Below are 18,610 nucleotides of genomic sequence, written 5' to 3' on the forward strand. Positions count from 1 at the left end.
TCAACTCGTGGTCGCCGCAGTGGCGTTGGCCGAAGACGGTGATGCCGCCCGGCCGCTGCCGCAGGGCTGGTCGGCGGCATCCGGCATGTCCACGGCAGGGTTACCGCCCCACCGGGCGTACGAGGGGACTTCCTCGCCCTTCATGAGGAAGGAATCGGGCGCGAGCACCGCGCCCTCGCTCATCGTCACGCCGTAGTGGACATGCGCGGCGACGCCCAGCGTGCAGCCGGTACCGAGCGAGGTGCCGTCGGATTTGAAGGTGCCGTCCTCCTGGGAGTGGCACTGGATCTTGCTCCCGGAGTTGAGGGTGCAGTCGTCGCCGATGGTGGTGAGCGTTCGCTCGGTCAGGTAGCAGCCGTCGTCGAAGACCCTGCGGCCGATACGCACGCCCAGCAGCCGCCAGACCAGGGCCTTGAAGGGCGTTCCGTTGAACACGTTCAGGTAGTGGTCGGGCACCTTCCACAGGCGCTCGTGCCACCAGAAGTAGGGGTCGTAGATGGAGCACAACCGTGGCCGCAGGTGGCGGAAGCGCGCGATGCAGCGCTCCACCAGGACGAAGTAGACGGTGGAGAAGGTGAGCGTGATGGCCAGGTATCCGCCGATCACCACATGACCGAGCACTCCGTACAGGTCGACGGTCGCGAGCCCGAACAGCGTGAGCGCAAAGGTGTGCAGCCACCGTACGAGCAGCATGACCGTCATCGAGCGCAGGTTGTAGCGGTTCTTGGCGGCGAGACTGCCGCGCAGCGCGTCTCCGGTCCTCAGGTCGTCGAACCGTGAGTCGCGCTCCACCGACCGGGGTATCTCGAAGCACGGCGAACCGAGGAGCCCCACCCCTTCACGGACCTCGCCGTCCAGGGGAACCATCACCTTCGTGGCGAGCAGGCAGTTGTCGCCCGTTCTGCCGCCCGCGGGATAGGCGATGTTGTTCCCGAGGAAGTTGTGCGGTCCGATCGAGGCCCGGGAGACGCGGAAGGACGTGCTGGAGTAGTCCGCGTTGAGGATGGAGAGACCGTCGGCCACCATCGTCCCGCTCCCGACGGACACCAGAAGGGGCGTCTCGTGCTGCACTTCGGTACCGAAGTTCGACCCGGTCTGCTCGACCCGAGACAGGTCGTATCCGATCCCGCGGAGGTAGTGCACGATGTACGAGCTGTCACCGAAGAGCCAGGTGAAGAACTTGATGTTCGTCATGCGAGCCGTCGCCTGGTGCACCACGTACTGGAATCCGTAGAGCGGATACACCTGGTCGGGCTTGACGACCCGGCTCAGCAGCCGTGGAACGGTGCACAGAACGGCGAGTCCCACGACGACGAATCCGAGGAACAGTACGAGGGAGAGGACCAGCGCGTCGGAGAACAGCTCCGGCCGCGTCAGCGCGGCCGTCTTCGGGTCGAGTCGCTTGCCGATCGCCGGTACCGCGATGAACAGCATGTACACCCCGCCGACCGCCAGCGGTATGTACAGGAAGAACAGCTGGAACAACGTGGCGAGGCCGAACCAGGCCCGGCGCACCGTGCCGCACGCGGCCGGTTCGATGCGCACATAGTCGATCTCCGTGGGCAGCGCCGGGGACCCGTGCCAGTGCTCACCGTCCGGGACCGTCTGGCCGCGGTGCAGGGCGGACGCGTGGCCGAGCTGTGCGCCCTCGCCCATTGCGGTGTCGATGTCCAGGACGGTTTTCTCGCCTATGTACACCTCGCGGCCGAGAGTGATCCGGCCGGTCTGGATACGCCCCGCGTGTGCCCGGTAGCAGAGGAAGAACGAGTCCTTGCGGATCACGGTGTCCGCGCCGATCGTCAGCAGGTCGGTGCACACCGGGACCGAGCGGGACAGGATGGTGACTCCCTTGCCGATCCGCGCGCCGAGCGCCCGGAGATACAGCACGTACACGGGATTTCCGGCGAAAAGGATCATCGGGTTCGCATGGAGCAGCACCTTGACGAGCCAGAAGCGCAGATAGGTCAGGCCCCAGACGGGAAACTCGCTCGCTTTCCAGCGGCCGATGAGCAGCCATTTGGCGATGACCGGGAAAACGCACAGAGCGATGAACCCGATACCGCCGAACAGGAGCGACCGCAGGTAGATGCCGGTCAGACCGGAACTGGAGGCGACCCACTCATAGCCGGCGGCGGTGACGTATCCGGCGACCCCGGAGTATCCCAGGAAGAACAGCAACTGGAATGTTCCGCAGAGAGTGTGGTTCAGCCTGCTCGCTCGCGTCACCGGAGCCGGCGGGATCGTCCGTGCCGGCGGCGACGTGTCCTTCGCCGGATCGACGGGATCCGGGGCGGCGTTCGCGAGAGCCGCCGCAAGACTCTGGATCGTGGGGTGCCGGTATATGTCCTTCATGGACGGCGACGGCAGATCCGCACGCTTTCTGACCCGCGCGCAGAACTGTGCCATGACCAGTGAGTTGGCGCCGAGGTCGGTGAAGAAGTGGCTGTCCACCGGCACGCGCTCGGCGCATACGACATCAGCCAGTGCATCCGCGAATTTCACCTCGATGTCGGTCCTCGACGGGCCGATGCTGCTCCGCCCCGGGACGGTGCTTTCGCCCGACCCGGATATATGGACCTCGGAGGACTGCTCCACCATTCGATCTCCTGGAGGACGACTCTTGCCTGATCACGAACCGCCACGTTCAGTTTCGGACGGCCATCGATTCGTTGCCACTTCGGCTCGACCGCTGTGTGGGCGAGGAATGCTCGACGGGCCCGAGTTCCTGGGCTCCCGGCGAGACCGGGGCGCTTTATGGATCACCCGAATGGCGGCCTCTCCGCATCGTCGCCCGGGCATCGCGGACACCGATTTCCGCCGCACTCACGGAGAGTGACCAGGAATGCCGATGTGTGGGGCAAACCAGGTGACCGGACCGGTCAGGATCCGAGAAGCTCAGGTCACCGAGCCGTGGCTAGCGTGACCGTGACGGCCGGGCCCGCCGAGGCAGAACCGGACGTTACGCTCGAGGCCGGTCCGACCGAGCCAGGCGACACCACGGAGACCGCCAGGGTCTTCCTGTCCTGGAGATGGAGTGATGATGAGCATGGTCAAGAGGACGGATGCGCTGTCGCCTGCGCCGCATGCCGCTGACAGTCATGATCTGATCCGTGTGCACGGCGCACGTGAGAACAACCTCAAAGACGTGAGTATCGAGATTCCGAAGCGTCGGTTGACGGTGTTCACGGGGGTGTCGGGCTCGGGGAAGAGTTCCTTGGTGTTCGACACGATCGCGGCGGAGTCGCGGCGGTTGATCAACGAGACGTACAGCGCGTTCGTGCAGGGGTTCATGCCGTCGCTGGCGCGGCCCGAGGTGGATGTGCTGGACGGGCTGACGACCGCGATCACGGTGGATCAGCAGCGGATGGGCAGTGATCCGCGTTCCACGGTGGGGACGGCGACGGATGCGCACGCGATGCTGCGGATCCTGTTCAGCCGCTTCGGGCAGCCGCACATCGGCTCGCCGCAGGCGTTCTCCTTCAACGTGGCCTCGATGAGCGGGGCGGGCGCGGTCAGTGTGGAGCGCGCCGGGCGGACGGTGAAGGAGAGCCGTACCTTCAGCGTGCTGGGAGGTATGTGTCCGCGCTGCGAGGGCCGGGGCACGATCTCGGATGTCGATCTCTCCCAGGTGTACGACGCGTCGAAGTCGCTCGCGGAGGGCGCGATCACCGTGCCCGGCTACAAGGGGGGCGGCTGGAACTCCCGGCTCTACAGCGAGTCGGGTTTCTACCCCGCGGACAAGCCGATCGTGAAGTTCACGAAGAAGGAGCTGCACGACTTTCTGTACCGCGAGCCGACCCGCATGAAGATCGCGGGGATCAATATGACCTACGAGGGGCTGATCCCGCGGATCCAGAAGTCGATGCTGTCCAAGGACCGCGAGTCGATGCAGCCGCACATCCGGGAGTTCGTGGACCGGGCGGTGACGTTCGCCGTCTGTCCCGAGTGCGGGGGCAGCCGGCTGGGGGAGGCTGCCCGGTCGTCGAAGATCAGGGGCATCAGCATTGCGGATGCGTGCGCGATGCAGATCAGTGATCTGGCCGACTGGGTCCGTGACCTCGACGAGCCGTCGGTGGCACCGCTGCTGGCCACGCTGCAGCACACCCTCGATTCGTTCGTGGAGATCGGGCTGGGCTATCTGTCGCTGGAGCGGCCCTCGGGCACCCTGTCGGGGGGTGAGGCGCAGCGGGTGAAGATGATCCGTCACCTCGGCTCTTCCCTCACCGACGTCACCTATGTGTTCGACGAGCCGACGACCGGTCTGCATCCGCATGACATTCAGCGGATGAACGCCCTGCTGCTGCGGTTGCGGGACAAGGGCAACACGGTCCTGGTGGTGGAGCACAAGCCGGAGGTGATCGCGATCGCCGACCATGTCGTGGACCTCGGTCCCGGGGCGGGCACGGCGGGCGGTTCGGTGTGTTTCGAGGGCAGCGTCGAGGGGCTGCGGGGATCGGACACCGTGACCGGCCGCCACTTCGACGACCGGGCCGTGGTCAAGGAGACGGTGCGCAAGGCCACCGGCACGCTCGCGGTCCGGGGGGCGCGGACGCACAACCTGCAGGGCGTGGACGTCGACATCCCGCTGGGGGTGTTGTGCGTGGTGACCGGGGTGGCGGGGTCGGGCAAGAGCTCGCTCATCCATGGTTCGATCCCGGCCGGGGAGGGTGTCGTCTCGGTGGATCAGGCACCGATCCGTGGCTCTCGGCGCAGCAACCCGGCGACGTACACGGGTCTGCTGGATCCGATCCGGAAGGCGTTCGCGCAGGCCAACGGGGTCAAGCCGGCGTTGTTCAGCGCCAACTCCGAGGGCGCGTGCCCGGGCTGCAACGGGGCCGGGGTCATCTACACCGACCTGGCGGTGATGGCCGGTGTCGCCACCCCGTGCGAGGAGTGCGAGGGCAAGCGGTTCCAGGCGGCGGTGCTGGAGTACCGGTTCGGTGGCCGGGACATCAGCGAGGTCCTGGCGATGCCGGTGGCCGAGGCTGAGGAGTTCTTCGCCACCGGTGAGGCCCGCACTCCGGCCGCGCACAGGATTCTCAAGAACATGGCCGATGTCGGGCTGGGGTATCTCACCCTGGGGCAGCCGCTGACCACGTTGTCCGGGGGCGAGCGGCAGCGGCTGAAGCTGGCCACGCACATGGCGGACAAGGGCGGTGTCTACGTTCTGGACGAGCCGACCACCGGTCTGCATCTCGCCGATGTCGAGCAGCTCCTGGCCCTGCTGGACCGGCTGGTCGACTCCGGCAAGTCCGTCATCGTCATCGAGCACCACCAGGCGGTCATGGCCCACGCCGACTGGATCATCGATCTCGGACCCGGCGCCGGCCACGACGGCGGCCGCATCGTCTTCGAAGGCACCCCCGCCGACCTCGTCAGCACCCCGACCACCCTCACCGGCGAGCACCTCGCCACCTACATCAACCCCTGACCGAGGGGGGACACCGGCGACGACGCCTGCGCGGGCGCCTGATCCCTGACCGGGTCAGACGCCCTCGTCCCCCGGGAGTGCCCCGGCCAGGCCGGCGGTGAGCGTGGTGCCGTCGGCAGGGTCGATCAGGATGAAGGAGCCGGTGCGCCGGGAGTCGGCGTAGGCGTCCATCGGGAGCGGTTCGACCGTGTGCAGGACGACCTGGCCGATGTCGTTCGCGGCCAGCCGGCCGGGGGACGGCTGGTGGGAGAGATCGTCCAGGGCGAGCCGTGCGGGGATGTCCCTGACGATCGCCTTGACCGTGCGGGTGGCGTGCTTGAGCAGCACCCGGGCGCCCGGCGTGAGCGGGGCGTCGGCGAGGTGGCAGGCCGTGGCGCGGATGTCCTTGGTGACCGGGGGCGGGGCGGCGGCCGGGGCGATCAGGTCGCCGCGGCCGACGTCGATGTCGTCGGCCAGCCGGAGCGTCACCGACTGCGGCGCCCAGGCGGCGTCCACGGGCGTGCCCAGCAGGTCGATCCCGGCTATCTCCGTCGTACGGCCGGAGGGGAACACCGTGATCTGCTGGCCGATGTGGAACAGCCCGGAGGCTATCTTGCCCGCGTAGCCCCGGTGGCCCGGGAGTTCCCTGGTCTGCGGGCGGATCACGTGCTGGACCGGGAACCGGGCGACCCTGCCGCGCGGGTCGTGGTCGATCGCGACCGTCTCCAGGTGTTCGAGCAGGGTGGGGCCGCCGTACCAGTCCATGTGCGGCGAGGGGCCGACGACATTGTCGCCGGCGAGCGCCGAGATCGGGATCGGGGTGACGGTACGCAGGCCGAGCCGGTCCGCGTACGTCGCGAAGTCGTCGGCGATACGGGCGAAGACGGCCTCGTCGTGCCCGGTCAGGTCCATCTTGTTCACCGCCATGACCACATGGGGGACGCGCAGGAGCGCGGTGATGGCGGCGTGCCGGCGGGTCTGCTCCACCACACCCTTGCGGGCGTCGACGAGAATCACCATCAGTTCGGCGGTGGAGGCGCCGGTCACCATGTTGCGGGTGTACTGCACATGGCCCGGGGTGTCGGCCAGGATGAAGCGGCGGCGCGCCGTGGCGAAGTAGCGGTACGCGACGTCGATCGTGATGCCCTGCTCGCGCTCCGCCCGCAGGCCGTCGGTGAGCAGGGCCAGGTCGGGAGCGGAGCCGGTCCTGGACACCTCTTCCAGCTGGTCGGCGAGGACCGACTTCGAGTCGTACAGCAGCCGCCCCACCAGCGTCGACTTCCCGTCGTCCACGCTGCCCGCCGTGGCGAGGCGCAGGAGCGTCGTATCCCTTGTCACAGGCGTCATGCTCAGAAGTACCCTTCGCGCTTGCGGTCTTCCATCGCCGCCTCGGAGAGTCTGTCGTCGGCGCGGGTGGCACCCCGCTCGGAGAGCCGTGAGGCGGCGATCTCGGTGATGATCTCCGCGACCGAACCGGCGGCGGACTCCACCGCACCGGTGCAGGACATGTCGCCGACGGTGCGGTACCGGACGGTGCGCCGCTCGACCGGTTCGTCATCGCGCGAACCGCCCCAGGCGCCCGGCGCCAGCCACATGCCGTCCCGGCGGAACACCTCGCGCTCGTGGGCGTAGTAGATCTCCGGGAGCTCGATCTGTTCCCGGGCGATGTACTGCCAGATGTCCAGCTCGGTGAAGTTCGAGAGCGGGAAGACGCGCACGTGTTCGCCGGGGGAGTGCCGGCCGTTGTACAGGTTCCACAGTTCGGGGCGCTGGCGGCGCGGGTCCCACCCGCCGAAGTCGTCACGCAGCGAGAACACGCGCTCCTTCGCCCGGGCCTTCTCCTCGTCCCGCCGCCCGCCGCCGAAGACGGCGTCGAAGCGGTGCGTGGCTATGGCGTGCAGCAGCGGCACCGTCTGCAGCGGGTTGCGGGTGCCGTCCGGGCGTTCGCGCAGCTCGCCCGAGTCGATGAACTCCTGCACCGACGACACGTGCAGCTGCAGCCCGTGCTGCTTGACCACCCGGTCCCGGTAGGCGAGCACCTCGGGGAAGTTGTGTCCGGTGTCGACGTGCAGGAGGGCGAAGTGCAGGGGCGCGGGGGCGAAGGCCTTCAGCGCCAGGTGCAGCATCACCGCGGAGTCCTTGCCGCCCGAGAAGAGGATCACCGGTCGCTCGAACTCGCCCGCCACCTCTCGGACGATGTGGACCGCCTCGGACTCCAGCACGTCCAGATGCGGCAGGATGTACGAGCTCACACCAGCCCCCGCTCCACCAGCCGCAGGTACAGCTCCGCTGCGGTGTCCCCCACGGACGGCTCGGTGCCGACCCGGAAGTCGGGGCTGACCGGCGGCTCGTACGGATCGTCCACACCGGTCAGCCCGGACATCCTGCCGGCGGCCTGCTTCGCGTACAGCCCCTTCACGTCGCGTGTGGAGCACACCTCGAGCGGCGTCGCCACGTGCACCTCGGCATACGGCGTGCCCGCGGCCTCATGGCGTCTGCGCACCGCCTCGCGGCTGTCCGCGTATGGGGCGATGACCGGCACGAGCACCGTCACTCCGTGGGCGGCCAGCCGCTCGGCGACGTATCCGATGCGGCTCACGTTGGTCTCCCGGTCCTCGCGGGAGAAGCCGAGGTCGGCGGTGAGGTACGCGCGCATCTCGTCACCGTCGAGCACCTCGGCGCGATGGCCGGCGCCGGAGAGGAGCCTCGCGAGGGCGGCGGCGAGGGTGGACTTGCCGGCGCTGGGCAGGCCGGTGAGCCAGATCGTGGCGCCGGGGGCCTGTTCGCGGGTGTGCCCGGACGGGACGGCCGGGCTGTTCATTACGGGCACTGTGGCTCCTAGGTCGATTCCACACCCGGCCGCCGGTACGGCAGGGGCTGGTCCAAAGGGAGCGGACGGCGCGTCAGGTGGTGGCGAACCCGGCCAGGACCCGGCCGAGAATGTCCGTGTTCACCCGGTGCCATGAACCGGGCAGCTCCATACCCCAGCCGTTGGGCAGCGCGGTCGCCGTCGCCCGCGCCGCATCGCGCATCCAGTCGCTGGTGCTGTCACTGTGGACGACCAGCGTCGGCGTCCGGTACCCGGCCAGCCGCTCGACCGGGACGTTGAAGTCGCCGCAGATGGTCGTGTCGTAAGGGAGGGTGTGGGCGTTCGCCTCGTTCGTCGCCCACAGCGGGGCCCGCCGCCAGTCGGCGATCACCTCGGGAGTGAGACCCACCAGCTTGTCGAGGAAGTATTCCGCGGCCTCGCCGCGCCTGTCGTCCGCCAGCAGGGCCCGGAGATTCTCCATGAAGTCCTCCGGGGGCTTCGGATACCCCTCGACCCGGAAGTACGGCTCATGCAGCGCCAGCTTGGTGATCGGGGCGCCCGCCATGGCCGCTTCGAGCGCCAGGTTCGCACCGGTGGACCCGGCGAACACCACCACCTGGCCGCCGGCCGCCTCGATCACCGCCTCGAGGTCCTCGATCTCCCGCTCGACGGCGTAGGCGGGTGAGTCACCGCTCTCCCCTCGCCCCCGGCGGTCGTAGACATAGGTGGTGCAGTGCGGCGTCAGCTCCGGAACGAGCTGATCGAAGATCGTGTGGTCGCGGAATCCGCCGTTGAGAAGCACGATCGGCGGTCCCTCGCCCGCCTTCTCATAAGCGATCGTCGTGCCGTCCCGCGAAACGACCTTGCGCATCACGCTCTCCTCATGCTGAAGGGATGAGTATTCGCGTCGCCAATTTCCAGCACACCGGTTGACGGGCGGTCGAGAATCGGTGGAACCCGTGACGTTCCTCGGCCGAGGCCGGCTGCTGACGCTGTTCGGGAAGAGGCGGCGGTGTGGTTAAGTGGTTCGATCGGGCGGGGCGTCCGGGGACCTGGACAACACCCGCTGGTACGGCGTGGCCCGTGGAAAAGCCCGCCTGAAATTACGCCGGGTCGGGCGAAGTTCGGACGAAGCGCAGACGGTGCGCAGCCCAGACGATGCGGAGCGGTAATTCAGCCGCCCCACAGGCATGCCCAGTGGGACAAATTCCGCTCACACACGAGGAGAACGGGGGAGACGGCATGAACCAGATTCCCAGGCCGCTGAGCATCGAGCTGCTCGGCCCACTTTCCCTGCGCCTCGACCAGACGCCGGTCAGGACCAGCGCGCCCAAACAACGTCAGGTCCTGGCGCTGCTCGCTCTCAACGCGGGCCGGGTCGTCACGGTGCCGACGCTCATCGAGGAACTGTGGAGAAACAGCCCACCGCGCAGTTATGCCACGACTTTGCAGACCTATGTCTTCCAGCTGCGCAACGCACTGGCCGCCGCCGACGCCGGAAACCCGGGCGCACGGCGGATACTCAGCACCCGCGGCACCGGCTACCTGCTGGAGAGGGACGCGTGCCAGACGGACGTCGAGGTGTTCGACCGTCGTGTGCGTGCCGGATACGCGGCCGCCGAGGCGGCCGACCACCGCCTCACCTCGGAGGAACTCGGCCGCGCACTGCAGCTCTGGCGCGGCTCGGCGCTGGAGGACATCCGGGTGGGGCGTGTGCTCGAAATCGAGGCGACGTCCCTGGAGGAAAGCCGGCTCAGGGCCCTGGAGCGGCGTATAGAGGCCGATCTGGCCCTGGGGCGGCACGCCGATCTGCTGGGCGAACTGACCTTCGTGGCGGCCAAGCACCCGATGAACGAGAACCTCTGCGCACTCCTGATGACCGCCCTGTCCCGTGCGGGGCACGCCGGACGCTCGCTGCAGGCGTTCCACCGGCTCCGGTCCGTGCTGGACGCGGAGTTGGGCATCGAGCCCAGCGCGCCCCTGCAGCGACTGGCGGCGGCCGTCCAGTCGGGAGATCTCGCGACGGTACCGGGCCGTCGTGCGGCGAGCTGACCGGAATCCGGTCCGAGGGGCCGTCACCGAGCTTCGAGGCCAGCGCTGCTCAAGTCGAGCGCGACTGCCACAGGCCACCCTGAAGGCTTGGACGGGAGGCAGTGAGGTGCATATGGACAATCCAGTCGAAAGGGCGATCGAGTGCATCTGGGAGCGCTACAGCGAGCCGCTGTCTCTCACGGAGATCGCGGACAGTGCTCTGCTCAGCCGCTTCTATTTCGCTCGTCTGTTCAAGGACACGACCGGAGTCACGCCCGGCCGGTTCCTTGCCGCGATCCGCATTCACGAGGCCAAGCGTCTGCTGCTGAGCACCTCGATGAGCATCGCCGACATTTCGTCAGCGGTCGGGTACAACAGCCTGGGCTCGTTCACCAACTATTTCACGTCCAGCGTCGGGGTCTCGCCCGGCCGGTTCCGTCGGCTGTCGCAGTCCGGGGGATTCGATCTGCCCAGCCCGCAGCCGAATCCGCGCACCGGTTTCGGTGTGGTCGCGGGGACGATCAGCCTGCCGGAAGGCCACGGGAACGGACGGGTGTTCGTGGGTGCCTTCGCGACTCCCATCGTCCAGTACCCGCCGTCCGCCGCTGTCATGGTGCACGTGCCCAGCGGCCGTCCGTCCTGCTACCAACTGCCCGACGTCCCCGAAGGCATCTGGTTCGTGCGCGCGGTGGGGGTGGCCGACGGTGTCGGGCCCGATCCGTGGGCCCACCGGAGCTCGCTCGTGGGCGGACGCGACGCGGTGCGGGTGGCCGCGGACAGCGTCACAAGTGCCGCGCTCCGCCTGCGTGGTGGCCGTTCGGCCGACCCGCCGGTCCTGCTCGCGTTGCCCGATCTCGAACCCTCGCCGGCCCTAGCGACGGTCTCCGGTTGTCCCGCCACCGCTCCGCGCCCGGAGCCGGCCGGACCGCACCGGGCGGACGGCTACCGCGAGCTGGAGCCTTCGGTGCCGGGGCGGCCTTCGTCGTGAGCGTCCCGTTCGAGTGACGCACTCGCCCAGTTGAACCCGGCCGGGCCGGATGTGGCGCTGCTCTGCCCGGCGCAGGGCGCTGCCCTGCCCGATCCCACCCGGCCTGCTGCACCCAGTACGTCGAGTGAAGACCCGAAAGGCCGGTCGCCGCAGAACAGGCCCCGGTTCGTTGACCCTGTCGTCTCACGGGAAGCATCCGAATCGCCATGAAAATTCTCTTCACCGTCGGCGGCAGCCAGGCGACCGTCTTCGGCGTCGCGCCGCTCGCAACGGCCGCACGGAACGCGGGACACGAGATCCTCCTGGCCGCCGACGAGCCGCTGATGGAGGCCGCGGAGGCCATCGGGCTTCCCGCGGTCTCCATCACGCCCGAGCGGATGCGGCACGGCCAGGACTCCGTGACCGCCTCCGGCCGGCTGGACGCGCTGCTGAACCTGGCGGAGGACTGGCCGCCCGATCTGGTCATCGGTGCCCTGTCCCATGTTCCGAGGCTGCTCGCCGCCCACCGCGAGATACCGTATGTGCGCCAGGTCTGGTACATCGACCCGATGGGGCACAGGGACCGGAGGGCCGTGGAGGAACTCCGGCCCGAGCTGAAGCGCCTGCGGCTGGCGGAGCTGCCGGATCCCGCCCTGTTCATCGATGTCTGCCCGCCGTCCCTGCGGCCGCCGCTCGCTCCCGACGCGCAGCCGATGCGCTGGATCCCGCGGAACCGGCAACGCCGCCTGGAACCCTGGATGTACACCCGCCCCGAGGGGCGCCACCGCGTACTGATCACCTCGGGAACCCGCTCGCTCATGCTCGACACCGCCGGCAGCTCCCTGCGGAATCTGGTGGACCGGCTGACCGGGGAGGGAGCCGAGGTGCTGATCGCGGCGCCCGAGGAGGCCGCCGAGAAGTTCGGTGCGGAGCTGGGCGATGTCCGCATCGGCTGGATCCCGCTGGACGTGGTCGCCCCCACCTGTGATCTGGCGGTGCATCACGGCGGCGCGACCACCGCCACGACCCTCACCCACGCCGGGGTGCCGCAGCTGATCACCCCCGACAACGGCTACGGAAAGGCCGTTGCGCAGGCTCTGTCCGGCTTCGGTGCGGCCCTGATGGTGACGCCGCAGCAACTGGGGCCCGGCCAGGACCCGGACGAGGCGGTCGCGGCCGGCTGCCGGGAGGTCCTCTCCACCCCTCGGTACGCCCAGCAGGCGCAGGCCCTGGCCAAGGAGATCGCGACGCTTCCGACGCCCTCCGAGGTGGTGCACACCCTGGAGACGCTCGCCGTCACGTGATCCGACCGCCCGGACCGACTGTCCAGCGGCCGGCACTTGCCCGTCATCGGCGACGCGGCAGGTGCCGGCCGCTTGCTGTGGGTCGGAGGTCCGCGGCGCGGTGCGTGGGCACCGGGCCGGGTCCCGGGGCGACCGCGGGCGCGGTGCGTGGACCGGCTCCCCGGTCGGAGGTCCGCGGCGCCGGGCCCGGACCGGGTCCTCGTGCGCGCGGCGTCCAACCATCCCGTGCCGCCGCCTCGGCAAGGACGTTCAAGGGACGGCCCAGGGCCGGACTCCAGCGAGCTTCGACCTTTCCTCGGTTCTCCCTTGAGATCCGCGGCGCACCGTGGCGATGGCTGGTCTCCCGTCCTCCGGATGCGTGTCGAGCGGATCGAGACGCCGGGGGCCAGGCAGCAGGTGCAGCACACAATCGAGAGGGAGTTGGACCGATGAGTTTCGTCAGGGTCTGCCCGATGGAGAAGATTCCGGCCGACGGCGCGATCGCGGTGGAAATCGAGGGCACGCCGGTCGCCGTGGTGCGCAGCGGCGACGGCGTGTACGCGATCGCGGACCTCTGCTCCCATGCCGCGGTCTCCCTCTCGGAGGGGGAGGTCTACGACGGGAAGGTCGAGTGCTGGCTGCACGGGTCCTGTTTCGACCTGCGCACCGGCAAGCCCGCAGGCCCGCCGGCGACGCAGCCGATCGCCACCTACGAGGTGAAGGTCGAGGACGGCGACGTCTACGTCCGGTACGGCTCCACAGACTGAGGATTCATTCGAATCTCGTGCCGCCGGGCCGTCCCAGATTATCGCTGATTGCTCCGCCCGTCACCAACTGCGTGTGATTCACAAAGGCACTGGGCTAAAGTCGCATCCGAGGATACGAAATGTCTCAAAGTGAGGGATGCCAGCATGAAAGGCGCGCGGTTCAGGACTGCTATGCGATCCATGCTGAATTACGCCGGTGAGGCATTGGTGTGGATGGGGGCGTCGTGGGTGAGCCCGCCCATGGGCAGTATGTGGGAGCCTCCGGACCAGCCTTCTGTGATGCCGTTGTCGAGGGCGGAGTGCGCCGAATGGGAAGCCCTCCTGGAGCGTCTGCGGTAGGCGTCGCACAGACGGAATCAACTGAGATCCGAGGCAAGAGGACTTGATCCCTGACGTTGAGATTGGAAGCTTATCGTGGCCAGGATGGACCCTCAATTCACCGAATCCGGCCGACGAGTCGTCATCACTGGAATCGGGGTGGTGGCGCCGGGAGGAATCGGAGTAAAGAGCTTCTGGAACCTTCTCAGCGAAGGCCGGACGGCGACCCGGGGGATTACCTTCTTCGATCCTTCCGCGTTCCGTTCCAGGGTCGCGGCCGAGGCGGACTTCGATCCCTGGGAGCAGGGCCTCGGGCCGCAGGAGATACGACGCACCGACCGGGCAGCCCAGTTCGCGGTCGTCACGGCGAGGGAGGCGATGGCGGACAGCGGCCTGGACCTGGGCGGCATCGCACCTCATCGCGCCGGAGTGACCGTAGGCAGCGCGGTGGGCGCCACCACGGGCCTGGACCAGGAGTACCGCGTGGTCAGCGACGGTGGCCGGCTCGACCTCGTCGACCCCGAATACGCCGTCCCGCATCTGTACAACTTCTTCGTACCGAGTTCCTTCGCGGCCGAGGTCGCCTGGGCGGCCGGTGCCGAGGGCCCGGCCACCGTGGTCTCCACCGGCTGTACATCGGGACTGGACTCGGTCGGCTACGCCGCCGAACTGATCCGCGACAACTCGGCCGACGTGATGATCGCCGGCGCCTCGGACGCGCCGATCTCGCCGATCACCGTGGCCTGCTTCGACGCGATCAAGGCGACCACACCGCGCAACGACGATCCGGGGCACGCCTCCCGGCCGTTCGACCGCACGCGCAACGGCTTCGTACTCGGTGAGGGCGCCGCCATGTTCGTGCTGGAGGAACTCGAGCACGCGCGCCGCCGCGGTGCCCATCTGTATGCGGAGATCGCCGGGTACGCCTCCCGGTGCAATGCCTTCCACATGACCGGGCTGCGTCCGGACGGCAGGGAGATGGCCGAGGCCATCCGCGTGGCGCTGAGCGAGGCGCGGGTGAACCCCGAGGACGTCGACTACGTCAACGCGCACGGCTCGGGAACCAAGCAGAACGACCGCCACGAGACCGCCGCCTTCAAGCGCAGCCTGGGCGAACACGCCCGCCGTACACCGGTGAGCTCCATCAAGTCGATGGTCGGGCATTCGCTCGGCGCGATCGGCTCCATCGAGATCGCCGCCTCCGTCCTCGCCATGGAGAACAACGTGGTGCCCCCTACGGCCAACCTTCATGAGTCCGACCCCGAATGCGACCTCGACTACGTGCCGCTGACCGCGCGCGACTGGCAGACCGACACCGTGCTGACCGTGGGCAGCGGTTTCGGCGGCTTCCAGAGCGCGATGATCCTGGCCCGTCCCGAGAGGAGCCTGATATGACCTCCCGCGCCGTGGTGACCGGTCTGGGCGTCGTGTCTCCCAACGGATTCGGTGTGGACGACTACTGGACCGCCACCCGCGCGGGCCGGACCGGCATCGGCCGTATCACGCGATTCGATCCCCGGCGGTATCCCGCGAAACTCGCCGGCGAGGTCTCCGGGTTCAGGGCCGCGGACCACCTTCCGAGCAGGCTCATCACGCAGACCGACCGGATGACCCAACTCGCCCTCGTGAGCGCGGATCACGCACTCGCCGATGCCGGGGTCAGCACGCAGGACATGCCCGACTTCGGGATGGGCGTGGTGACCGCCAGTTCCTGCGGCGGCTTCGAGTTCGGCCAGGGAGAACTGCAGAACCTCTGGAGCAAGGGCGGCCAGTACGTCAGCGCGTATCAGTCCTTCGCCTGGTTCTACGCGGTCAACACCGGCCAGATCTCGATACGGCACGGCATGCGCGGTCCCAGTGGCGTCGTGGTCAGCGACCAGGCCGGCGGTCTCGACGCCATCGGGCAGGCCCGGCGGCTGGTCCGCAAGGGCAGCGATCTGATCCTGTCCGGCGGTGTCGACGCGTCGATCTGCCCCTGGGGGTGGGTGGCTCAGCTCTCCAGCGGAAAGCTGAGCACCAGCGAACAGCCGGAGCGGGCTTATCTGCCTTTCGACCCCGACGCGGCCGGGCATGTGCCGGGCGAGGGCGGCGCACTGCTGATCATCGAGGACGCCGAGACCGCGCGCCGGCGTGGCGCACCCCGCGTCTACGGCGAGATCTGCGGATACGGGTCCACCTTCGACCCGAGGCCGGGCAGCGGACGCGAGCCTGCGCTGCGGAAGGCCATCGAGATCGCGCTGGACGACGCGGGCCTGTCGCCGGCAGAGATCGATGTCGTCTTCGCCGACGCCGCCGCCGTTCCGGAACTCGATCGTGTCGAGGCGGCGGCGATCACCGCGGTCTTCGGGCCCCGCAAGGTCCCGGTCACCGCGCCCAAGACCATGACGGGGCGGCTCGGCTCGGGTGCCGCTCCGCTGGATGTCGCCGCCGCCCTCCTGGCCATGCGCTCGGGACTGATCCCGCCGACGACGAACGTCAACCCCTCACCCGAGTACGACATCGACCTGGTGACCATCCGGCCGCGGCGCACGTCCGTGAACGCGGCCGTTGTCCTTGCGCGAGGCCATGGCGGCTTCAACTCCGCCCTCGTGCTGCGATCCATCGACTGGAACCGATCGAAGGGAGGGAGCCGCTATGGCATCCGGTGAATTCACTGTCAAGGACCTCAGGCGCATCCTGCACGAGGCCGCGGGAGAAGGCGACGGTGCCGCTGTCGACACCAACACCATGGACACCGATTTCATCGAACTCGGCTACGAGTCACTCGCGCTGCTCGAGACCGGTGGCCGCATCGAGCGGGAATTCGGGATCCAGCTGGATGACGAGACACTGTTCGACTCGACCACACCACGCGCCCTGATCGACGCCGTCAACGCCCAACTCACCGTACAAGAAGTCTCGTAGTACGGCGAGGACGTCGGGGGAGTGTTCCAGCGCCGACAGGGCTCAGCAACGCCCCGGGAGCCTTGTCGGTCCTCCGCTGTGCCCGGCTTCCTCGAGCGGACCGATCACCGTCGTGAGAGGAGGCTCTGTTGAGTACCGCTCAATCACCCACCGCCTACCCCCGTGTGCCGATACGGCGCATCGTCAGGCTGTTCCGCCCGTACCGGTGGAGCCTGCTGTTCGTCGCCCTTCTCGTCCTCGCCTCGTCGCTCGTCTCGCTCGTCAACCCGTTCCTGATCCGCGAGATCATGGACGTGGCGCTGCCCCAGGGACGGACGGGCCTGCTGACCCTGCTCGCCCTCGGCATGATCGTCGTGTCGATCGCCAACAGCGCGTTCAACGTCTGGCAGACCTATGTGTCCACCAAGGTCGGCCAGTTGGTCATGCACGACCTGCGCACCGCCGTCTACGCGCATCTCCAGCGCATGTCGCTGGCCTTCTTCACCAGGACCCGCTCCGGCGAGGTGCAGTCACGCATCGCCAACGACATCGGCGGCATGCAGGCCACCGTCACGAACACCGCCACGGCGCTGGTGTCCGATCTGACCGTGGTGATCGCCACGACCACCGCGATGGCCGTCCTCGACTGGCGTCTCACCATCGCGTCGCTGGTCATGCTGCCGGTCTTCGTCTGGGTGAGCCGCCGGGTCGGGACCGAGCGCCGCCACATCACCCGCGAACGGCAGCGCCAACTCGCCGAGATCTCCTCGATCGTGCAGGAGTCCCTGTCGGTGAGCGGCATCCTGCTCGGCCGCACGATGGGCCGCTCCCGGTCGCTGACCGACACCTTCGCCCACGAGTCCGGCAAGCTCTCCGACCTCGAACTCCGCTCGAACATGGCAGGCCGCTGGTGGCAGTCGACGATCTGGATCGTCATGTCCTCGATGCCCGCAGCGATCTACTGGGTCGCCGGGCTGGCGAGCCGCGGCGACCACATGGCGATCTCCGTCGGCACGCTGGTCGCCTTCACCTCTCTGCAGCAGAACCTGTTCCGGCCGGCGCAGAAACTCCTGAGCGTCGGGGTGGAGATCCAGAGTTCGCTCGAACTGTTCGGCCGCATCTTCGAGTACCTTGACCTGCCCATCGACATCGCGGAGCCGGAGCACCCCGTCGCCCCCGCCCGACTGCGCGGAGAAGTGCGCCTGCAGGGCGTCGGCTTCTCCTACGCCGGCGCGGAACGGCCCACGCTCGACGCCGTCGACGTGACCGTCCCCGCCGGGCACAGTCTCGCGATCGTCGGCGAGACCGGATCCGGCAAGACCACCCTCGGCTACCTCGTACCGCGGCTGTACGACGTGTCCTCGGGCCGAGTGACGATCGACGGCATCGACGTGCGGGACATGTCCTTCGACACGCTCACCGCCGCGATCGGCGTGGTCTCCCAGGAGACCTACCTGTTCCACGCGTCGGTCGCCGAGAACCTCCGGTTCGCCAAGCCCGGCGCAACCGAGGACGAGCTGGTCACGGCCGCGAAGATCGCGCACATCCACGACTATCTGATGTCCCTGCCCGACGGCTACGACACCCTCGTCGGCGAGCGCGGATACCGGTTCTCCGGCGGCGAGAAGCAGCGCCTGGCGATCGCCCGAGCCGTTCTGCGCGACCCGCCGATACTCGTGCTCGACGAGGCCACCAGCGCCCTCGACACACAGACCGAGCAGGCCGTGCAGGAGGCCATCGACGCGGCGAGCGAGGGCCGCACCACGATCACCATCGCACACCGGCTGCTCACGATCCGGGACGCGGACGAGATCATCGTCCTGGACTCCGGCGAGATCGCCGAACGCGGCACCCATGACCAACTGCTCGCCCTCGGCGGCCGCTACGCGACGCTCGTCAACCGCGACGCCGAGATGGCCCAAGCCGCCTGGCGGGCGGCCTGACCGGACAGGTCGAGCACACGGTGACCGAACCCCGCCGCTCGAATATCGATTGAGCAGTTTCCGAGAAGTCCGGCCCGCTCGACGGTCGCTAACGTCATGACGGATGTTCCATGCGGCAGAGGAGGCGCTGGTGAATTCACGCCGTGCTGCTCGGCTGCCTACTGGGCACGTTGAACTCTCGTATTTGGAGGAGTACCCG

General features: G+C 68.5%; 14 protein-coding genes. 9 read left to right on the forward strand and 5 right to left on the reverse strand.

The window, feature by feature from the left end; translation table 11 throughout:
• Positions 1 to 2,598, reverse strand: a complete 2,598-nt coding sequence (locus tag ACIRU3_RS39305; RefSeq protein ID WP_404067292.1) for a Pls/PosA family non-ribosomal peptide synthetase — start codon at positions 2,596 to 2,598, stop codon at positions 1 to 3.
• 442 nt (positions 2,599 to 3,040) lie between these two features.
• Here ACIRU3_RS39305 and ACIRU3_RS39310 point away from each other — a divergent pair, with 442 nt between their 5' ends.
• A complete protein-coding gene (locus ACIRU3_RS39310) occupies positions 3,041 to 5,431 on the forward strand; it encodes an ATP-binding cassette domain-containing protein (RefSeq protein WP_404067295.1) in 2,391 nt (796 codons plus the stop codon).
• 54 nt (positions 5,432 to 5,485) lie between these two features.
• Here ACIRU3_RS39310 and ACIRU3_RS39315 read toward each other — a convergent pair whose 3' ends face one another.
• From ACIRU3_RS39315 to ACIRU3_RS39330, 4 genes are all read right to left on the reverse strand, one after another.
• A complete protein-coding gene (locus ACIRU3_RS39315) occupies positions 5,486 to 6,757 on the reverse strand; it encodes a sulfate adenylyltransferase subunit 1 (RefSeq protein WP_404067298.1) in 1,272 nt (423 codons plus the stop codon).
• A 2-nt stretch (positions 6,758 to 6,759) separates the two neighbouring features.
• The gene (gene cysD, locus ACIRU3_RS39320; protein ID WP_404067301.1) at positions 6,760 to 7,662 is read right to left on the reverse strand and encodes a sulfate adenylyltransferase subunit CysD; all 903 of its coding nucleotides are present in this window, start codon (positions 7,660 to 7,662) and stop codon (positions 6,760 to 6,762) included.
• Entirely contained in the window at positions 7,659 to 8,231 is a 573-nt protein-coding gene (gene cysC, locus ACIRU3_RS39325) for an adenylyl-sulfate kinase (RefSeq protein WP_404067304.1), read from the reverse strand. The genes cysD and cysC overlap by 4 nt, the downstream gene beginning before the upstream one ends.
• A gap of 82 nt (positions 8,232 to 8,313) precedes the next feature.
• Positions 8,314 to 9,090: an alpha/beta fold hydrolase gene (locus ACIRU3_RS39330; RefSeq protein ID WP_404067307.1), complete on the reverse strand. Its 777-nt coding sequence runs from the start codon at positions 9,088 to 9,090 to the stop codon at positions 8,314 to 8,316.
• Positions 9,091 to 9,461: 371 nt separating this feature from the next.
• Here ACIRU3_RS39330 and ACIRU3_RS39335 point away from each other — a divergent pair, with 371 nt between their 5' ends.
• The 8 genes from ACIRU3_RS39335 (at position 9,462) to ACIRU3_RS39370 (ending at position 18,411) form a co-directional block, all read left to right on the forward strand.
• A complete protein-coding gene (locus ACIRU3_RS39335; RefSeq protein ID WP_404067310.1) occupies positions 9,462 to 10,271 on the forward strand; it encodes a BTAD domain-containing putative transcriptional regulator in 810 nt (269 codons plus the stop codon).
• Positions 10,258 to 11,238, forward strand: coding sequence for a helix-turn-helix transcriptional regulator (locus tag ACIRU3_RS39340; RefSeq protein ID WP_404067313.1), 981 nt, complete (start codon positions 10,258 to 10,260; stop codon positions 11,236 to 11,238). The genes ACIRU3_RS39335 and ACIRU3_RS39340 overlap by 14 nt, the downstream gene beginning before the upstream one ends.
• Positions 11,239 to 11,444: 206 nt before the next feature.
• Positions 11,445 to 12,521: a nucleotide disphospho-sugar-binding domain-containing protein gene (locus tag ACIRU3_RS39345; RefSeq protein ID WP_404067316.1), complete on the forward strand. Its 1,077-nt coding sequence runs from the start codon at positions 11,445 to 11,447 to the stop codon at positions 12,519 to 12,521.
• Positions 12,522 to 12,949: 428 nt separating this feature from the next.
• A complete protein-coding gene (locus ACIRU3_RS39350; RefSeq protein WP_404067318.1) occupies positions 12,950 to 13,267 on the forward strand; it encodes a non-heme iron oxygenase ferredoxin subunit in 318 nt (105 codons plus the stop codon).
• Positions 13,268 to 13,690: 423 nt separating this feature from the next.
• Complete coding sequence (locus tag ACIRU3_RS39355) at positions 13,691 to 14,980, forward strand: beta-ketoacyl-[acyl-carrier-protein] synthase family protein (RefSeq protein ID WP_404067320.1); 1,290 nt, start codon at positions 13,691 to 13,693, stop codon at positions 14,978 to 14,980.
• Positions 14,977 to 16,233 carry a ketosynthase chain-length factor gene (locus tag ACIRU3_RS39360; RefSeq protein WP_404067322.1) on the forward strand — a complete coding sequence of 419 codons (1,257 nt, stop codon included), beginning with the start codon at positions 14,977 to 14,979 and terminating at the stop codon, positions 16,231 to 16,233. Before ACIRU3_RS39355 ends, ACIRU3_RS39360 begins: the two co-directional genes overlap by 4 nt.
• Positions 16,220 to 16,489, forward strand: coding sequence for an acyl carrier protein (locus ACIRU3_RS39365; RefSeq protein WP_404067324.1), 270 nt, complete (start codon positions 16,220 to 16,222; stop codon positions 16,487 to 16,489). Before ACIRU3_RS39360 ends, ACIRU3_RS39365 begins: the two co-directional genes overlap by 14 nt.
• Before the next feature lie 128 nt (positions 16,490 to 16,617).
• The gene (locus ACIRU3_RS39370; RefSeq protein WP_404067327.1) at positions 16,618 to 18,411 is read left to right on the forward strand and encodes an ABC transporter ATP-binding protein; all 1,794 of its coding nucleotides are present in this window, start codon (positions 16,618 to 16,620) and stop codon (positions 18,409 to 18,411) included.
• Positions 18,412 to 18,610: the final 199 nt, after the last annotated feature.

It is taken from the genome of Streptomyces sp. NPDC101151, assembly GCF_044768335.1.
GTDB lineage: Bacteria > Actinomycetota > Actinomycetes > Streptomycetales > Streptomycetaceae > Streptomyces.

Excerpts from the sequence above, each read along its gene's own strand:
- ACIRU3_RS39310 (WP_404067295.1), top strand. The coding sequence starts at position 3,041 with ATGAGCATGGTCAAGAGGACGGATGCGCTGTCGCCTGCGCCGCATGCC.
- ACIRU3_RS39365 (WP_404067324.1), top strand. The coding sequence starts at position 16,220 with ATGGCATCCGGTGAATTCACTGTCAAGGACCTCAGGCGCATCCTGCAC.
- ACIRU3_RS39350 (WP_404067318.1), top strand. The coding sequence starts at position 12,950 with ATGAGTTTCGTCAGGGTCTGCCCGATGGAGAAGATTCCGGCCGACGGC.
- ACIRU3_RS39330 (WP_404067307.1), bottom strand. The coding sequence starts at position 9,090 with ATGCGCAAGGTCGTTTCGCGGGACGGCACGACGATCGCTTATGAGAAG.
- ACIRU3_RS39305 (WP_404067292.1), bottom strand. The coding sequence starts at position 2,598 with ATGGTGGAGCAGTCCTCCGAGGTCCATATATCCGGGTCGGGCGAAAGC.
- cysC (WP_404067304.1), bottom strand. The coding sequence starts at position 8,231 with ATGAACAGCCCGGCCGTCCCGTCCGGGCACACCCGCGAACAGGCCCCC.
- ACIRU3_RS39355 (WP_404067320.1), top strand. The coding sequence starts at position 13,691 with ATGGACCCTCAATTCACCGAATCCGGCCGACGAGTCGTCATCACTGGA.
- ACIRU3_RS39345 (WP_404067316.1), top strand. The coding sequence starts at position 11,445 with ATGAAAATTCTCTTCACCGTCGGCGGCAGCCAGGCGACCGTCTTCGGC.
- ACIRU3_RS39335 (WP_404067310.1), top strand. The coding sequence starts at position 9,462 with ATGAACCAGATTCCCAGGCCGCTGAGCATCGAGCTGCTCGGCCCACTT.
- ACIRU3_RS39360 (WP_404067322.1), top strand. The coding sequence starts at position 14,977 with ATGACCTCCCGCGCCGTGGTGACCGGTCTGGGCGTCGTGTCTCCCAAC.
- ACIRU3_RS39315 (WP_404067298.1), bottom strand. The coding sequence starts at position 6,757 with ATGACGCCTGTGACAAGGGATACGACGCTCCTGCGCCTCGCCACGGCG.